Consider the following 17,540-nt stretch of genomic DNA (forward strand, 5'->3'; position numbering starts at 1 on the left):
TTATGAAAATCGATTTCATTATTGCTGGGGCTCAAAAATCTGGAACAACGGCTTTGCATAAGTTCTTAGGAAACCATGAAAGCATTTTTATTCCAGATAAAAAAGAGCTTCACTATTTCGATGATAGCTTAAAGTATTTGCTTGATATCAATTATAAATCATATCATAAAAACTTTGAGAATGCTTCTCTCCAAGACGTCAAGGGGGAAATAACACCATCCTATATGACGGATAGAAGGTATGCGAAGCGTATTTTTAAATACAATCCTAATATTAAGCTGATTTTTGTTTTGAGGAATCCGATGTATCGAGCTTACTCACATTATCAAATGATGGTTTCTAGAGGAATTGAAAGTTGGGATTTTAAAAGGGCCATTACTGTGGTGAGAAAATTTCCTTTTAAAAAGACCAGATACAAAAACAAGTTTCATTATTTGCAGAGAGGCTTTTATGGACAAATGATAGAGGAATATCTTAACTTTTTTCCCAGAAATTCCATTTTGGTGCTTAATCATGATGAAATGGAGAGGGATTTACTTTCGTTTCTGAATAAAATATTGTCATTTCTGGGGGTTAGCGAGTACAAAAAAATTGAAAATGAGGTTGTTTTTTCTAATCGTTATGAATCAATGCCGAATGATTTAAAGGATTTCGCATATCAGTTTTATAAAGACGACATTAAGAAACTAGAGCATTTAACAAATATCAGTTGTGAAAATTGGAAGCCTTAAACCTCCGATTCTAATTATTGGAATGCATCGATCTGGTACCACAATGATATCCAAATATTTGGATTCAATTGGTATTTGGTCAGGTCCCTTTAAGAGGAAGGATGTAAACAATGAGTCTCGCTTTTTTATTAAGCTTAACGATTGGCTATTAAGAGAGACAAATGCTTCTTGGGACAACCCATATAATTTTAAATTTATAGATGAAAGTGCTCAAGAAAGGCTGTCTTTAGACGTAGAAAGGTATCTAAATCGCTTTTTAGGCTTTAGGTTCTTTTTAGGAAAGAATCCATTTTCAAGTACATTTTTGTGGGGATGGAAGGATCCCAGAACAACGATTACATACTCTATTTGGAAAAAGTTGTTTCCAAAAATGAAGGTTGTTATTGTGGTAAGAAACCCTTTCGATGTAGCCAATAGCTTATATGTTAGAAATACCAAGCTAAAGCATAATAAAATAGGCTTCATAAAGAAAATTAGACGCTTTTTCCTTTTTGGAAGAATAGGTTATCAACAATCGACAAGAATGAATGAGTTGGAGGAAGGAATTAAGTTATGGATGCAGTATAATGAGTGCGTTGTACAAATCCACCAAGAGATGGAAGAAAATTGCCTTATGTTTAAATATGAAGATTTTCTGGATGATCCCCGAGATCATCTTAAGCGAATAAATTCATTTTTGAATGTTGAGGATAAAACTGAAACAATCAATGAGTTCATATCACGATTAAAACATGATAGAAAGAATTCATTTTTAAAAAATGAGAAGCTAAGAGGGTTATTTGAAAAATATAAAACTTATCCTCTTGTAAAGTATTTTGGCTATGATGAAGTTGAAAAATGAATACTATTCAGCCCAAGTTTGTTTTTTTAATTTCAGTTTTTTTCTATTTCCATTTTTTGGATAATACAGTTTTTGAGTTATTTCAAACTCTTTGGTTATTAGGTGTTTCTGTACTAGGAGGAATTACTCTTTTAATAAACAGATCGGAAGATCCTTTCATAAAAAAATTTTTTAGAGTAAGTCTCATCATTGGCATAGGGTTATGCCTATCAGTTATTCAATCATACCGAACCATAGGTCAGCCCATAATATCTGGAATTATCGCTTGCTACAAATATGTACTAATTCTAGGGCCAGTCTACTTATACGTTTTGTTTATCAAACATATTGACGATATAAAATGGCTTGAAAAGTGGCTAATTGCAGGCGTTTGGTTAAATTTTTCCTTATACATTTTGATTAATATCATATACAGGGATAGTGTTGAGTTTAGATCTCCTTTTTCTAATTCATTGCTAGAGTTTAGGCCAGAAATATATACGCGAACTTTCATAATTTTTGGTTATCTGTACTATTTTCTAAGGTATCTTGAAGATAGAAAACACGAATTTTTGATATTAGCTGGATTGCTTTTTTTTATTCCTCATCTTATCGAATTGCAACGAGGACAGTTTCTGATCACGGTCTTTCTGTCTGGGATACTTCTGATTAGAAACAAGAATAATTCATCATCATTTGAGTTTATCGGTTTTTTGATGGTTTTAGTAGGAGGTATTGTGTTGGTAATCCTTTTTGTAGAACCATTTCAATATTTTTTTCGAGAAAAAATCGATTATTTCAATGAAGCAATAATGGCAGTACTTGGAATTGACTCAGATGATTCTTCAAGTCAGGGAAGAATTACACAATTTCTTTTTATGTATGAAGGGCTAGTCAACAACTTTGTACTGGGAAATGGATTTCTTAGATCTTCGTTTATTCAGGAGCTTTATGGAGAAGAGTTTTATTTTCATGTGTCGGATTTAGGTCCCCTTGGGGCGCTATACACTTTTGGATTATATTCATTAGTTATGGCAGTTTCCTTATATTCAATTTATAGATTGATATCAAAATCGACTCGAAAGCCTCGCTTTGAACTAATAACAAAAGGCTTGGTTGCATATCAATTATATCTTTTGCTTATTTCAATTCAGACTGCAAAAATTATTTGGAAGCCACACCACTTTATCATGGTAAGTGTCCTAATTTTTTTATTCACCACATTCAAGATTGATGAAAGGATTGGAAAGTCTACTTAAAGAACTGAAAAACCAAAAGATATTGGTTCATTTGGGTTACCATAAAACTGCCTCTACTTGGTTGCAAAATGAACTGTTTATTTCCGCAAACGAAGTTTTCGAACCTTTTTCTACGCGTGATAAAGCACATAGCACATTAGGTGAATTGTTTTTTCAGAACAAAGAAGGTTACCTACTTTCTCCATTCAGTGAACACGTGGAATTAGATGAAATATTAAGGGTTTACGAAAGAAAGAAAAGCAGCGACAAAATTTTGACTATTTCTCACGAAAGATTGTCGGGAAACCCTCAAGCAAGTGCGTTCGATGCACCAATTATAGCAAAAAGATTACATAATACTTTTCCAAATGCAAGAATTCTAATTCTTATTAGAAATCAGGTTGACTTAATCACCTCATGTTATTTTCAATACCTATCTAAAGGTGGAACCAAGTCAATAAAAAAATATCTCAATGATTCATATGACATGCGAATGCCGTATTTTTCACCTGATCATTTTGACTTCACTGATTTAGTTGCCACTTATCAACGCTTTTTTGGTCAAAACAATGTATTGGTTTATCCCTTCGAGTTGTTTAAGAAAAACCCTGACAATTTTGTTTCACAATTATCACGTTTTATTGGAAGAGAAATCGATTTCAACAAGTCTAGATTTGTTGAGATCAGAAATCAAAAAAAGGCAAAGTTCCTTACTTATTATTTACGCTTTTTAAATCTGCTTGCATACAGGTCTTCAATGAATGGGTACTCTCCCTTCTATCACCCACTATTGGCATGGCTCATCATTAAAGCATTTAAGGTTATGGGCTGGTTATCACCAAATTTTCTAGAAGAATATATTACGAAAAAAGTCAGAGGACAAGTAAAATTTTTTGTTGGGAATCGTTATCAATCCTCTAATGAGAAGCTTAGCAAGCTTATCGGGTTAAATCTTCAGGAATTAAATTATTAGTTGAATTGAGGAAAGTATTAGTAATTCTTGTAAACTACAATTCCGAAACGGATACTAAAGTATGTGTAGACTCATTATTTCGTCATGAGGAAGAGTGTGATGTAAATGTTGTAATAGTTGTTAATGCATTTAAGCAAAAGAAGATTCTCAATGAGTTATCTAATGATGAAAGGGTTAATATTCTCTATCCTGAGAGTAACATAGGCTTTGGCCGTGCGAATAATTATGCGTTGGATTGGGCATTCAAGCACTTAGACTTTGAATACGTTTATGTTCTTAATAACGATACGGTTATTGATCGGGGGGTTATTACTGCGTTAGCAAAAGTACTTGATGAAGAGAGAGATGTCGTTATTGCAACTCCGCGAATAATGTATTTGAGTGAACCTGAAAAGGTTTGGTATGGAGGAGGTGAAATAAGAATGTCCTCTGGGAGACCATATATTTATGATTTTGGTGAATACCCGTCTAAATCTCGTTCTCTTAAGGATAGATATGTGACATTTGTTTCCGGCTGCTCAATGTTATTCAAGAGGGATTTTTTTGATAAAAATACATTGTTTGATGACCGTTTCTTTATGTATTGTGAAGACCTTGAACTATGTATTCGAATCAATCGAATGGGACTTAAGATGAAATATCTCGGTAGCATCTACATTTATCATAAGGTTCATGGAAGTGCTGCAAGTCATAATAAAAATAATTATAGTGGTACACATATTAAGAATCCAAACCTGGCATTTCATTTTCTTAATATTTATCGTAATAGGAGAATCGCAATGAATATGCATTTAAATGGAAAAGAAAAGTTTGTATTTAACCTGCTGTTCTTTTTTGATGTTAGCTTTCACGCCTTAAAATTTTCATTAAACGGCCGGTTTAAACCGGCGCTGATGTGGTTCAAGATTTTGTTCTAATCTTTTTTATTCTTATTCCAGAATGATTTAACCGTACTAAATCTATTGTTGGTTATATCATTAGAAATGAAACCATATTCATCTTCATAATCACTACTCACCGTTAGACACCATCCGTTCCATTCTGCGTACAGAGTAAAGTATGTCCAATCCCACTCCCACTCTTCAAAAATTTCCATAGCGTCCTTCAAAAATAGGTCTGCTCCGTTTGCCCACCTTACAGCACTAAACTCACCAACCAAGATACGCGCGTTATGTTCTTTTTGAAATTTTCTAACCGCTCTTAAGCTTCTCTTTAATTCTTCTTTGTCATGATATACTGCTTCATTTGAATTATCTGGCCTAATCATTCCCGGATAATCTGTGCTTGATGATTTAAGTCCCTTCATTCCTTGGTATGTGAATTGATGAGGCTCATAGAAGTGAAATGAATATATAACCTTATTGTCTTCCAAAGGTCGAATCTCTTTAAAACCATGTGGGGCCCCATTTTCAGTGACTTGCGCTATCATATATCGAGTTGTATCAACTTCTCGAATATCGTTAATTAGCTGATCAAATATTTTTTTGCCGTGATAAAGATTCTTTGTTTCGTATTCGGTATTTGGCTCATTCAAAAGGTCATACCCGATCAAATTTTTATTTGAGTTATATCTATTTGCAATCATCATCCAGAACTCTTTCATATTTGTGTAAAGATTTTCTGGTTCATCATACCTATGTTTAACCCCATGAAGCGCTACAAAAAAATCTATATTAAGATCCCGGCAATATTTAGCAACAGAGTCTAATCCCTGCAAATACCTACCATAAGTATCTTCAAGTTTTTCACTCTCGTCTTCAGATCCATCGCTATTATGTTTTTTTCTATTTTTTCTTCGACTTGACTCAAAAAATGAGGATGATTTATCCAGAAATACTTGAACTCTCAACAAGTTAACTCCCCATTCCTTATATTTTTCTATCATCTCTTTGGTGACAAATTCACCAGTAGTAACCGATCCTTTATGATAGACAAAAGGCTTAATGTTCCCTCCTCTCCATATATTTAGGTCAGTGCTTGATGCTGAAGTCTGAAGCCTGCTATCTTTGCCAGCTAATAAAAGTGTCAACACAATAAATATTACTCTCATAAGTGATAATTTCCCATAAATATAAGTATGTATTCATTGGTTTACCATTTTCAGCTTCAAGCGCCATTTCCAAGGAGCTGATTGAGCAATACGATGGAGAACCAATACTGGAAAAGCATAGCAACGCTTACGAATTGAAGACCCAAACCTCTATTGACCTCAATGAGTACCGACTTTTCGCATGTATAAGAAACCCTATTGATATTGCATTTTCTCAGTACTCCAAATTTTTGAATAATCCAGGCAAGGTCTTTGAAACAAAAAAATACTTTAGAGAGAATGGCGGACACATTACTAAAGCAGATAGAAAATGGTTCCGCAGGATTCAACTTGGGCTGTCTTTTGATGAATTTCTAAAAGGAAAATTCAAATTACCGGTAGATACACTTTACAGCTACAATCATAAGTACCTGGACTTTGTGATTAATTTTCACGATCTCAATGACTCTTTTAAGGAATGCATTAAGTCTATAGGATTGACTCCTAAAAGAGATTTGCCTGTCTTTAATAAAACCGGTAAAAAGATAGAGGTGACTTTTCCTACAAAGTATCCGTATGCCTTCAAACCTTTTTTGGCTACTTATGGTCATTTTATGAATGTTTCAGTTCAATGTAATCCCTTCTATCTAGCACTATTTAAACTGTTGCGATTGCTCCGAATTATAAACTGGAAGCGACGGTTTTCCCGGATGAAGCACGATATCGAAGCTTACAAAAGTGATAAGTACTATCAAAATGTAGCCAAGAAGAGGAATGAGTAGAGTAAACTTTTTTATTGTAGGGGTTCCGAAGGCGGGTACAACTTCATTGCATGACACATTGGCCAGGCATTCGCAAGTGTACATGTCCGACCCGAAAGAGGTAAACTATTTCTCAGCTGAAGATATTTTGAATGAAAATTTGTACTATCGGGCAGGTGTGGTTTCTAGCCTCGTCGATTATGAAAAAATATTTCAGGATAGGAATGAGACAATACTTGGTGAATCCAGTGTCTCATATTTTGGCTACTCCTCAGTTCCGCTAAAAATAAGGGAGTATAATCCGGAGGCTAAAATCCTCATTGTATTAAGAAATCCTGTGCAGAGAGCTTTTTCTCACTACCTCATGGATAGGAAGCTAGGTCATTGTACTGAAACATTTGAGGAGTTAGCTAATCAATATCTCAACAATAAAAAGGATCTCAAAACTCGTCAATATTTTAGCTTAAGTGAATATTCTGAATCTCTAAGCAGGTACTATGAACTATTCGAAAAGAATCTCTTTGTTTGCACATACGATGACCTTCTCAATAATGGAAAAAACGTACTTGACGAAATTCAGAAATTCTTGAAGATTCAAGAACAAGATTTATCACTTGCAAGCAGCAATAGATTTTCAGAGCCTAGAGGATTTATTGGGAGATTTTTGTATGAAAAAAGGAGAATTAGGTCTATTGTAAAAAGTATACTACCCGCCTCTGCACAAAATTTTCTTCGATTTATTTTCCTGCAGACCACAAGAAAACCTTCGATAGACCAGAAAATAAAAGTAAGGTTGCAGGATCATTACAAGCATGATTTGAGAAAGGTAGAGGACCTTACAGGAATAGATACAAATTCACTTTTGAGATGAAAGTAGGCATAATTGATCATGTAGGGAGAAAGGCCGGTATGGATTATTATACCTCTTCGTTGGCAGAAGGGCTTGCAGAAAATGGTGCAGATGTGTTTATTTATTCAAACTTTGCTGTGTCAAACACATCTTATAAAGCATTTAGTGTTTTTCCTTTCTTTGTAAAGAATCCAATACTTCGATTTGTTCGCATATTCAGAGGGTTTGCATTGGCTATTTCTTCGTTGAAGAAAAATAGGATTAAGCATTCAATTGTCCACTTGTTCAGTGCTGATTTATATTATGTTTTTCTACTTCTATTATTGAAAATTTCAGGCCAAAGGTTGATTCTGATTAGCCATGATTCTCAAAGTTTTGCCGGATCTGAATCTATGGGTCTGAGAAAATTTTGTTATAACATTTTAGCATCCAGAATCATTGTTCATAATGCCTACTCCTTGGAATCCACACTTCCATTGATTAATAAAAAGGATAAAATTGTAAGCATCAAACATGGCTCGTTTGAAAACCTGGTTGATAGCTCCATCACCAGGGAGAAAGCCAGAAAAAGGTATGGTCTTAAGGAAGGTGATTTTTTTGCTGTTTTTTTCGGACAGATCAAGCGAATTAAAAGGCTGGATGTTTTTTTATTGGCCGTGGAATGTGGTTCGAATATTAGATACCATGTTGCTGGAAGGGTCTGGAAAGATGATTTTGATAGCTATAAGCGGATTATTGATAGTAAGGACTCGACTTGCCTTACTTTAGATATTGGCTATATATCTGATAGTGAAAGAGAAAATCTTTTTAAATCCGCTGATGCAATTGTTTTGCCATACGATGAAGTGTATCAAAGTGGGGTACTTTTAATGGCTATGTCATATGGTGTGTGCCCAATTGTATCAAACATAAAAGCATTTAAAGAAATAATAGAAGACAATGAAAACGGCTTACTCTTTGAGCAAGGCAATTCAAAATCTTTGGCTCATGTTATCTCTTTGCTGGCAAAAAATTCAGATCTAAAGCAAAAAATATCCAGGAATGCCAGGGAGTATGTCAAATCTGAATTTTCATGGGATTCGATAGCTAAGGAATATATCGACAAAGTATTAGGATGAAAATAGCAATTTTAGGATCCAGAGGCTATCCGTATGTATATAGTGGGTATGAAACTTTTGTTAAGGAAGTATGCGAACGATTGGTCAAGTTGGATGATGTTGAAATTACTGTATACTGTCATAAAAATCTTTTTGAGGTTAGACCAAAAGAAATCAATGGAATAAAGTTGAAGTATATTCCAACCATTAAGAGCAAATCATTAAGTCAGCTTGTTCATTCTTTTCAGTCATTTATTCACGCTTCTTTTTCAAATTACGATATTGTATTTGCGGTGAATTCTGCAAACGGACCATTTGGCTGGATACCACGTCTTTTTGGGAAGAAAACAGCGATAAATGTAGATGGACTGGAATGGTTAAGGCCGAAATGGAAAGGTCTCGGGGCTAAGTATTTTTACTGGTCATCGAAGCTTTGCACAAAAACCTTTAACAAGATTGTTAACGACTCAGATGCAATGCGTGATTTTTATTTAAAGGAATTCAATACGGATTCAACTGTAATTGCTTATGGGGCAAATATCCGGGAATCAAAAAATCCTAAAATTTTACAGCAGTGGCAACTAGAATCTCAATCTTACTATCTTATTGTCGGTCGTCTAATACCCGACAATAATGCAGATGTTATCGTTCGTGAGTTTATAAGCTCCACGTCGAAGAAGAAATTAGTAATTGTTGGTGACGTGCCGTATAAGGATGCCTACGCAGACAGGATTAAAAGTGTTAATGATCCTCGAGTGGTTTTTACTGGATATGTAAAAGATCAGGATTTATTAGCAGAGCTATATCATAATTGTTATGCCTACTTCCACGGGCATGAATTTGGTGGCACCAACCCAACAATGCTTAAGGCACTTGCTTATGGATGCGCAATTCTAGCAATAGACACTCCCTTTACCCAGGAAATGCTGTCAGGTAATCAACATGGATTTTATTTTTCTAAAGAAGAAGGAAATCTTAGATCGCTAATAGAGCAGGTGGATAATGATAACGGACATCTTGAGGAACTTCGCAAGTCAGCACGTAATAGAATAATAGAGAATTACACATGGGAAAAAATAACTGATCAATACTACAATTTTTTTAAAACTCTGCTAAAGTGATAATGACCATTTAATTCGTTAAAATTGCGCTCTAATTCATGTTGGAATGCCGCAACACCGCTACTCCAAATACTTCCTCCTTATTTTCCTTTTGGGAGACTTAATTTCACTAAATATAGGAGTACTGGCTGCTTCTTTTTATCAGTTCAACTCCTTAGATTATCCACCAAAATATACAACGCTTCATTTCTTTCTAAATATTCTTTGGGTGCTAATTTTTTTTAGTAGCCGGTTACAAGATATTAATAGACAGTCTCAACTCTTAGATCACCTAAATCGAGTATTGTCAGCATTAGTAATTAATCTTTCTATAGTCTTTGCGCTGTGGTTTGCTCTACAGCCTGTCGACTACTCAAGGAAGTACCTTTTTGTCACATATTTAATATTTACTGTAGCAATAATATGCTGGCGATCGGTTTGGCACTATTTCATTCGATACTCCAGAACTAAAGGCTATAACCTTCGAAATGTGATGGTAATTGGGGGTGGAGACCTTACTGATACATTGATCCAACATTTTCATGAAAATCCGGAGTTGGGATATAATCTTGTTGGTGTTTTTGAAATCAATGAAGAGGGCCCGATACATAAGTTGGAACGGGTGGCCTTAGAAAAAAATACAGACATCATTTTTTGCCATTTACCAAATCTTAGTGAAGATGATGTCAAAGAGATTATTGATTTTGCTGAGAATAATTTAATTAAGGTCAACTTAATATCGCAGTTCAGTAGACTCATGACTCACAACCTATCTATAGAGCAGTATGGAAACATTCCAATTATCAATGTAAATACAATCCCTCTCGATCATGAAGTGAATCGAATTGTAAAAAGAACCTTCGATATTTTGTTTTCTTCCCTTGTGATTATTTGTATTCTTTCATGGTTGATTCCCGTAATCGGATTGCTTATTAAGCTCGAGTCAAAAGGGCCCGTATTCTTTAAGCAAAAGAGGCATGGCAAGGATAATCAGGATTTCATGTGCTGGAAGTTTCGCACAATGACGTACCAAAAGAATGCTGCCTTTAAGCAAGCTCAGAGAAATGACAATCGAATAACCAAAATTGGTGCTGTTTTACGTAAAACATCGATCGACGAGTTACCACAGTTCATTAATGTTTTTTTAGGAGACATGTCGGTGGTTGGCCCCCGTCCTCATCCAATTGCCTTGAATGAGGAATTCCAGCCTCAGATCGATCGATTTTGGCAAAGACATGCTGTAAAACCAGGAATTACCGGGTTAGCGCAAGCAAGGGGGTTTAGGGGTGAGACTGCTGAATTTAGCGACATGAGTGGAAGGGTCAGGCTGGATCGTTTTTATGTAAAGAACTGGTCACTGACACTTGACTTTAAAATCATTTTGCTAACTGCTATTTCAATCATTCGCGGGGATCAAAAAGCTTATTGATAGAATACCAACAGTTGATGAATATGGTTCATGCGAATTCCCTGCCTGACGGCAGGCATGTGGCCGCTGAAAAACAAATTATATACACATGAAAAAAGTATTAGTGACGGGAGGGCTGGGTTTTATCGGTTCGCATACCTGTGGGGAATTGCTAAGCCAGGGGTACAAAGTCATCGTTGTTGATAATCTTTCTAATTCTGAACTTGAAGTAAAGGACAGAATAGAGAAAATAACTGGTAAAAAAATTGATTTCATTCAAAGTGATTTGGCAGATAAGGAATCTGTCAAGGTGCTATTTGAAAATCATGAAATAGACGCTATCATTCATTTTGCAGCGTCAAAAGCAGTAGGTGAATCTGTGGAAAAGCCCATTCTTTACTATCAAAACAATCTGATATCTCTACTTAATCTGTTGGAAATGAGTGGGGTATATGGAGTCAACCAGTTTGTCTTTTCCTCATCCTGTACGGTATATGGCCAGCCTGATAAGCTTCCTGTTACAGAGGACACACCAAAGAAGCCTGCGGAATCACCTTATGGAAACACGAAACAAATTTGTGAGGAGATTATAGAGGATTATTGCAAAGTAAAACCGTCTTTCAAAGCAATTTCTCTTAGGTATTTTAATCCGATTGGCGCACATAAAACAGCACTAATAGGCGAGCTGCCTCTTGGTGTTCCAAATAACCTTGTTCCCTTCATCACCCAGACAGCTGCTGGTATTCGAGAAAAACTGAAGGTATTTGGTGGAGATTATGACACACCGGATGGCACATGCATCCGAGACTATATCCATGTAGTTGACTTGGCCAAGGCACATATTGAGGCTCTTAAATATGCTGAGAAGATGAAAGAGAATTATGATTTGTTCAACGTTGGAACGGGAAATGGATACTCTGTGCTGGAAGTGATCAGGTCATTCGAACGAGTTTCCGGAGTGAATCTGAATTATGAGATAGTCGACCGTAGATCTGGGGACATAGAGAAGATCTATGCCGATACTACTAAAGTGAATAGTGTATTGGGCTGGAAGGCAGAATTGGGACTGGATGATATGACCCGGTCAGCATGGGACTGGCAAAAAAGTTTATAATGTTTCGAAAGTGCATTTCAACTATAAAATTCATCCGTTTGCCGAAATAGTTAAAATATCCCTTAAAAAATCAACATTTTTGAAGAAGACTTTGGGTGTATTTCCATAAGTCTGAAAATTAAAATAATGGGACTGCCGCTCGCCATAGCCACCTCGTTCTTAGTAACGCTTACCCTGATGCCTGTAGTTATTAGGATCTTTAGATCTATTGACCTGCTGGATCGTCCGGATAAGAGAAAGATTCATAGTGTTAGCACACCATCTCTAGGCGGTATCGCCATATTTATTGGAATAATCATGGCGCTATTGATGGCACTGCCCATCGCTGATTTAGCAACCGAGAAGTATCTATTAGGAGCAACCGCTCTTATTTTTTTACTTGGTGTAAGGGATGATTTGTCAAGTCTTTTGGCTCAGCATAAGCTGGTAGTTCAGGTTTTTGCTGCATTCCTTGTGGTTTTTTTGGGGGGTGTTAAGATAGAAGGATTCAATGGCTTATTTGGAGTAAATAATTTCCCGTGGCTCTTTGATGAGATTTTTACCGTATTTGTCATTGTGGTTATGACCAATGCATTTAACCTGATCGATGGGATTGATGGGTTAGCAGGAAGTGTTGCACTGATCATATCAGTATTCTTGGGTTGGACGGCCTTTGAAAGTGGACTCCATGTTAACTCAGCACTGGCATTCGCTATTTCAGGAGCTACTCTGGGATTTTTGCTTTATAACTGGTATCCATCTAAAGTCTTCATGGGTGATACAGGGTCGATGGTTTTCGGATTTATGCTCACCGTTTTAATGGTTAAGTTTTTAACTACACCTATCCCTCCATCAACAATCTTATCGCCGGTAGCTACAAGTTTGGCACTTTTCGTATTGCCTGTCTACGACACATTAAGAGTGATGCTAATAAGGATATTTACAGGAAGGCCACCACTCTCTCCAGACAGAAATCATATTCACCATGTATTACTAAAGTTAGGATTAAATCACGGTCAATCAACGGTTTGTCTCGCAGGCTATAATGTGATAATGATCGTGTTTGCAGTAACATTTCAAAGTATAGGGGAACTGTGGATCATGCTTACCATGACGCTAACGACTATAATCATCGGGGCTTTGCTGGATAGAAAACTGATGAGAAGAGAGTCTGCCAGACTGGCCAAGCTCATTCCTCCTGAAATCAGGGTGAGCAAATCGCATACCTCAGTTTAATTGCTATTTTTGCGGTTAATTCTTGAACTGCAAAACTTATGCTCGAAAAGGTAAAATCATTCATTTCTGAAGTAGAAAATGCTACTGCTAAAACGGAAGAGGAGGTGGAAAGCTTCCGCTTAAAGTTTGTCGGAAGAAACAATGTGATTAATGATCTTTTCGAAGAGTTCAAGCAAGTTCCGGCAGAGCAAAAAAGAGAACTTGGCCCTGCACTTAATAATTTAAAAAATCTTGCTCAGAACAAGCTAAAGGAGTTGTCCAGCACTGTGAGCGCGGGAAAGTCATCATCTAGTGATATCGATGTAACACTACCCGGAGCATATGGAGTGGAGGGGTCTATCCACCCCATTTCTCAAACAAAAAGTCGAATCATTGAGATTTTTGAGCGTCAGGGTTTTAATGTGGAAGATGGTCCGGAAATTGATAATGACTGGAATAACTTCACTGCCCTCAACTTCCCGGAAAATCATCCTGCCAGAGAGATGCAGGATACTTACTTCATTGAAAAGAATCCGGATATTCTGTTGAGAACACATACCTCCAATGTTCAGATCAGATTGATGGGCAGGAAAAAACCACCCATTCGATCCATTATGCCTGGCAGAGTGTATCGAAATGAAGCTATTTCAGCTCGAGCTCATTGCTTTTTTCATCAGGTTGAAGGATTGGTCGTAGGTGAAAATATAAGTTTCAGAGATCTGAAGAATACACTTTATCATTTCTCTAAGGAAATGTTTGGTAAGAATACTAAGATCAGGTTAAGACCTTCTTATTTTCCGTTTACAGAGCCAAGTGCTGAAATTGATATCAGCTGTTTCATTTGTGGAGGAAGTGGCTGTAAGATTTGTAAGCAAACGGGGTGGGTAGAAATTGCAGGATCAGGGATGGTAGATCCCAACGTTTTGGAAAACTGCGGGATCGATTCGACCAAATACAGCGGATTTGCTTTTGGTATGGGCATAGAACGTATTACTATGCTTAAATACCAAATCGATGATCTTAGGTTATTCTCAGAAAATGACGTCCGCTTTTTGAAGCAATTTTAAAGAAGGTCTGAAATGATTTTTTCCTCCGTAACACCTTCTGCCTCAGCTTTGAAATTCCGGACGATTCTATGACGAAGAACTGGAGCAGCAACCAGCTTCACATCTTCAATATCAGGAGAATATTTTCCTGTGATAAGGGCATTACATTTGGCAGCCAGTATTAGAAACTGACCAGCACGTGGACCGGCACCCCATTCCAGATATTCCTGAGCTAATTTATCAGCTTTCTCTCCTAATGGACGTGTTTTTGACACAAGGTTCACAGCATATTCAAACACATTATCAGCTACAGGTACTTTTCGTACCAGCTCTTGATATTTCAGGATTTTATCTTTAGAAATGATTTCTTTTACTTCTCCTAATTGCTGAGAGGTAGTGCTTTTAATCACCTCGACTTCATCTTCATATTTAGGATAATCCAGCTTAATCATGAACATAAAACGATCCAGCTGCGCCTCCGGAAGGGGGTATGTTCCTTCTTGCTCTATTGGGTTTTGGGTAGCTAAGACAAAGAATGGCTTATCCAAATCATAATTTTGTCCTGCGATGGTAACAGCACCTTCCTGCATGGCCTCTAGCAAAGCAGATTGTGTTTTAGGAGGAGTTCTGTTTATTTCGTCAGCTAGTATTACATTGGAAAAAACAGGGCCTTTGATAAATCGTAAATTGCGTTCCTTATCCAATGTCTCAGCACCAAGAATGTCTGACGGCATTAAATCCGGGGTAAACTGGATCCGGTTAAAATCTAATCCCAGACACTTCGAAACCGTTTGAACCAACAATGTTTTGGCAAGGCCTGGTACCCCAACCAGAAGTGAGTGCCCATTGCAGAATAGAGCAGTTATAAGCAGTCGGACTACATCTGATTGTCCGATAATTTTCTTCGAAACTTCTGACTCTAGATTTTGAAAATCATTTGCTAATTCATCTGCAAGTTTCACATCTGTGGTTTCTGCCATTGCTCAATTATTCCTTTAAGTGACTGCTCCTTTTAATCGTAATTTAGTTTTCGAGGTTACAATAATCGTATTCAGGGTCAATTTCAATGAAGACATTGCCTCGTGCTTTTTCAAACCACTGAGAGATTTTGGAGTTTTTCTTTTGGGCGAGTGCAGCGTTGGCAATTTTCTGATAGTCTTCATCCAGATTAGCCTGATGTGGCGCTATTTTATTCTTGTAATAGATTATCCTAAAAGCATAGGTTCCATCCTTTTTCTGAAACCGGATTGGTTTCGTGATGTTACCAATTTTCATTGTATCTATGGTGAAGAAAATATTCGGGTCCAGCTGTTCTGCAGGAACTCTTAATGCACCAGTCTCATCCTGAAAAAACCCACCGGCGGATGACGTTTCCTGGTCATCTGAATGCTCTTTGGCAGCAGCTTGAAAAGTTATGCTATCAAGCTGAATTAGGGTTCGTAAGCTATCAAGAAAATTTTCTGCTCGCTGATAGTCGTTCTGATTTGGTTGTGGGCTAATCAAAATGTGTCTGGTTTTAAATGTGTTACCCCTTTTTTCCTGAAGTTGGATCAAGTGAAAACCAAACTGGGTTTCTACTGGCATAGAAACCTCTCCGGGTTTCATTGAAAGGGCTGCCGCTTCATATTCCGGTGCTAACTCTCCTCTACTATAAAATCCAAGCTGCCCACCTTTAGCGGCTGATCCGGGATCCTGAGAGTATTTTTTAGCTAAAACTGCAAAGTCAATACCGCTTTCGAGTTGGCTTCTTATGTCTAACATAAGGTTTTTCACCTTGTCTTTCTGGGTCTTACCTGGCTCGGCTTCTTTTACAATCTGAGCAATGGATACCTCTGTTGAGAAGTACGGAAGAGAATCCTGGGGTATGTTTTTGAAAAATTTCCTAACCTCTGCAGGAGTCACTTTTAGGCCGGATGTGAGCTCAGATTGCATACGCTGAATAGTGAGTTGCTCTTTGATGTTATCGAAAATTTCTGATCTGATCTGCTCAATACTTTTGCCATAAGCATTTTCGATTGCTTCTTCACCACCGAATTGTTGAGCCATGACTGACATTCTTCGGTCAAGGTTATTATTTACTTCAGCATCATCAACAAAAATTGAATCGATTTCTGATTGTGCCATTAGCATCTTATTGACTACCAACTGTTGCAAAATCTGACATTTGGCATTACTGCCACGCATTTCCCCTCGAGAGAGGAAGTCCAGATAGGAGCGTTCCAGCTCCGATTTGAGAATGATATAGTCATCTACTTTGGCGATGATCTTATCGATCACTACCTCGTTTTCCTGAGCAAACGAGGAAAATGCAAACATTATCGCCGCACTAATTGCTGTAAATCTCAAACGCATTTGTCTGTTCTGCTTCTTCATAAATTTTCTTTTCCAGCTCCTTCTTCAGAGCAATTTTCCGTTTGTTGATGATGATATCAGTTACACTCTCTCGAATGAATTCGAGCGGGGCAATTTCTCCCACAGTTTTGTACTCAAAAATTTTCAGGAAGTAAATAAATTCTTCATCTGATACTTCGATGGAGCTATTTGCTTTCAGGAATGCTGTTTTGTCGTTTACGTCTTTAAGTGGTGTTTCAATGAGAACCTCGTCAAATTTCACCCAGACAGAATCCTCTACAAAAGCCTTTACAGCATGTTCCTCTGCATAGCTCCAGATTTCAGTCGTATCTTGAGGGTAATTTCTCAACGCCCTTCTGAGTCTCCATACATTAGGTGCTTTTGATGGCACCTTAAAATAAATGCACTTGGCCAGGTTCTGTCGAAGAACAAAGTTCTCAGATTTTTCATCGTAATACCCGCGAACCTCTTCATCACTTACTTCCTCATTGAGGTTAGCTTCAATGTATTTTTTTTCAAGTTCATGTACCATAAGAGCATATTGGTAGTCGAGTACTTTGTTCTGAATTCTTGCTTCATTGAAGTCAATGGCTTCTTCCGCCCGACTAATCATTAGCTGCTTCTTCACCCAGTCCAGCACAAATTTTTCAACAAAAACTGTGCTGTCTGCTGCTGTAAGATTGGCAGGAATCAATGCACTGATGTTGGAGGCCAACAATTCCTTTTCTCCAACCCTGGCGATTACTTCTTCATCAGTCTGCTCTTTTGGCTGAAAGTACTGACATCCGGTAATGAGTAATATGTTGAAAATGAGGATATTTCTCACT

At 37.1% G+C, this 17,540-nt stretch carries 17 protein-coding genes; 13 read left to right on the top strand and 4 right to left on the bottom strand.

The features are described 5' to 3' along the window. Window positions 1-2 precede the first annotated feature (2 nt). From ACOQON_RS00425 to ACOQON_RS00445, 5 genes are read left to right on the top strand one after another with little or no spacing between them, the layout of a single operon-like run. Window positions 3-731 carry a sulfotransferase family protein gene (locus ACOQON_RS00425; RefSeq protein ID WP_420576954.1) on the top strand — a complete coding sequence of 243 codons (729 nt, stop codon included), beginning with the start codon at window positions 3-5 and terminating at the stop codon, window positions 729-731. After that, window positions 712-1,572, top strand: a complete 861-nt coding sequence (locus ACOQON_RS00430; protein ID WP_420576955.1) for a sulfotransferase — start codon at window positions 712-714, stop codon at window positions 1,570-1,572. The genes ACOQON_RS00425 and ACOQON_RS00430 overlap by 20 nt, the downstream gene beginning before the upstream one ends. Then, complete coding sequence (locus ACOQON_RS00435) at window positions 1,569-2,810, top strand: hypothetical protein (RefSeq protein WP_420576956.1); 1,242 nt, start codon at window positions 1,569-1,571, stop codon at window positions 2,808-2,810. Before ACOQON_RS00430 ends, ACOQON_RS00435 begins: the two co-directional genes overlap by 4 nt. Next, the gene (locus tag ACOQON_RS00440) at window positions 2,785-3,762 is read left to right on the top strand and encodes a sulfotransferase domain-containing protein (RefSeq protein ID WP_420576957.1); all 978 of its coding nucleotides are present in this window, start codon (window positions 2,785-2,787) and stop codon (window positions 3,760-3,762) included. The genes ACOQON_RS00435 and ACOQON_RS00440 overlap by 26 nt, the downstream gene beginning before the upstream one ends. 5 nt (window positions 3,763-3,767) lie before the next feature. Continuing rightward, window positions 3,768-4,679, top strand: coding sequence for a glycosyltransferase family 2 protein (locus tag ACOQON_RS00445; RefSeq protein WP_420576958.1), 912 nt, complete (start codon window positions 3,768-3,770; stop codon window positions 4,677-4,679). Here the strand turns inward: ACOQON_RS00445 and ACOQON_RS00450 are convergent. Beyond that, window positions 4,676-5,812 (bottom strand): glycoside hydrolase family 5 protein, encoded by a 1,137-nt coding sequence (locus tag ACOQON_RS00450; RefSeq protein ID WP_420576959.1) that lies wholly within the window; start codon window positions 5,810-5,812, stop codon window positions 4,676-4,678. The two genes, ACOQON_RS00445 and ACOQON_RS00450, sit on opposite strands and share 4 nt — an antisense overlap. Before the next feature lie 2 nt (window positions 5,813-5,814). Between ACOQON_RS00450 and ACOQON_RS00455 the strand changes: the two genes are divergently transcribed. The 8 genes from ACOQON_RS00455 to pheS all read left to right on the top strand — a co-directional run bounded on the left by ACOQON_RS00455 (window position 5,815) and on the right by pheS (window position 14,382). Continuing rightward, window positions 5,815-6,573, top strand: a complete 759-nt coding sequence (locus ACOQON_RS00455) for a hypothetical protein (RefSeq protein WP_420576960.1) — start codon at window positions 5,815-5,817, stop codon at window positions 6,571-6,573. Further along, window positions 6,566-7,423 (top strand): sulfotransferase family protein, encoded by an 858-nt coding sequence (locus ACOQON_RS00460; protein ID WP_420576961.1) that lies wholly within the window; start codon window positions 6,566-6,568, stop codon window positions 7,421-7,423. Before ACOQON_RS00455 ends, ACOQON_RS00460 begins: the two co-directional genes overlap by 8 nt. Beyond that, window positions 7,420-8,520, top strand: coding sequence for a glycosyltransferase family 4 protein (locus ACOQON_RS00465; RefSeq protein WP_420576962.1), 1,101 nt, complete (start codon window positions 7,420-7,422; stop codon window positions 8,518-8,520). The genes ACOQON_RS00460 and ACOQON_RS00465 overlap by 4 nt, the downstream gene beginning before the upstream one ends. Then, window positions 8,517-9,620 (top strand): DUF1972 domain-containing protein, encoded by a 1,104-nt coding sequence (locus tag ACOQON_RS00470; RefSeq protein WP_420576963.1) that lies wholly within the window; start codon window positions 8,517-8,519, stop codon window positions 9,618-9,620. Before ACOQON_RS00465 ends, ACOQON_RS00470 begins: the two co-directional genes overlap by 4 nt. A gap of 46 nt (window positions 9,621-9,666) precedes the next feature. Beyond that, window positions 9,667-11,028 carry an undecaprenyl-phosphate glucose phosphotransferase gene (locus ACOQON_RS00475; RefSeq protein ID WP_420576964.1) on the top strand — a complete coding sequence of 454 codons (1,362 nt, stop codon included), beginning with the start codon at window positions 9,667-9,669 and terminating at the stop codon, window positions 11,026-11,028. A gap of 88 nt (window positions 11,029-11,116) precedes the next feature. Then, on the top strand, window positions 11,117-12,121 hold the full coding sequence (gene galE / locus ACOQON_RS00480; protein ID WP_420576965.1) for a UDP-glucose 4-epimerase GalE: 1,005 nt from the start codon (window positions 11,117-11,119) through the stop codon (window positions 12,119-12,121). A 126-nt stretch (window positions 12,122-12,247) separates the two neighbouring features. Beyond that, window positions 12,248-13,336, top strand: a complete 1,089-nt coding sequence (locus tag ACOQON_RS00485) for a glycosyltransferase family 4 protein (RefSeq protein WP_420576966.1) — start codon at window positions 12,248-12,250, stop codon at window positions 13,334-13,336. A 38-nt stretch (window positions 13,337-13,374) separates the two neighbouring features. Next, a complete protein-coding gene (gene pheS / locus ACOQON_RS00490; protein WP_420576967.1) occupies window positions 13,375-14,382 on the top strand; it encodes a phenylalanine--tRNA ligase subunit alpha in 1,008 nt (335 codons plus the stop codon). On the opposite strand, the gene ACOQON_RS00495 is transcribed toward pheS, so the two are convergent. From ACOQON_RS00495 to ACOQON_RS00505, 3 genes are read right to left on the bottom strand one after another with little or no spacing between them, the layout of a single operon-like run. Further along, window positions 14,379-15,341 (bottom strand): AAA family ATPase, encoded by a 963-nt coding sequence (locus tag ACOQON_RS00495; RefSeq protein ID WP_420576968.1) that lies wholly within the window; start codon window positions 15,339-15,341, stop codon window positions 14,379-14,381. The two genes, pheS and ACOQON_RS00495, sit on opposite strands and share 4 nt — an antisense overlap. A 43-nt stretch (window positions 15,342-15,384) precedes the next feature. Next, complete coding sequence (locus tag ACOQON_RS00500) at window positions 15,385-16,734, bottom strand: peptidylprolyl isomerase (RefSeq protein WP_420576969.1); 1,350 nt, start codon at window positions 16,732-16,734, stop codon at window positions 15,385-15,387. Then, window positions 16,688-17,539: a peptidyl-prolyl cis-trans isomerase gene (locus ACOQON_RS00505; protein ID WP_420576970.1), complete on the bottom strand. Its 852-nt coding sequence runs from the start codon at window positions 17,537-17,539 to the stop codon at window positions 16,688-16,690. Before ACOQON_RS00505 ends, ACOQON_RS00500 begins: the two co-directional genes overlap by 47 nt. Between the last annotated feature and the right edge of the window lies 1 nt (window position 17,540).

It is taken from the genome of Ekhidna sp., from assembly GCF_965221965.1.
In the GTDB taxonomy this organism is placed as follows: domain Bacteria; phylum Bacteroidota; class Bacteroidia; order Cytophagales; family Cyclobacteriaceae; genus Ekhidna.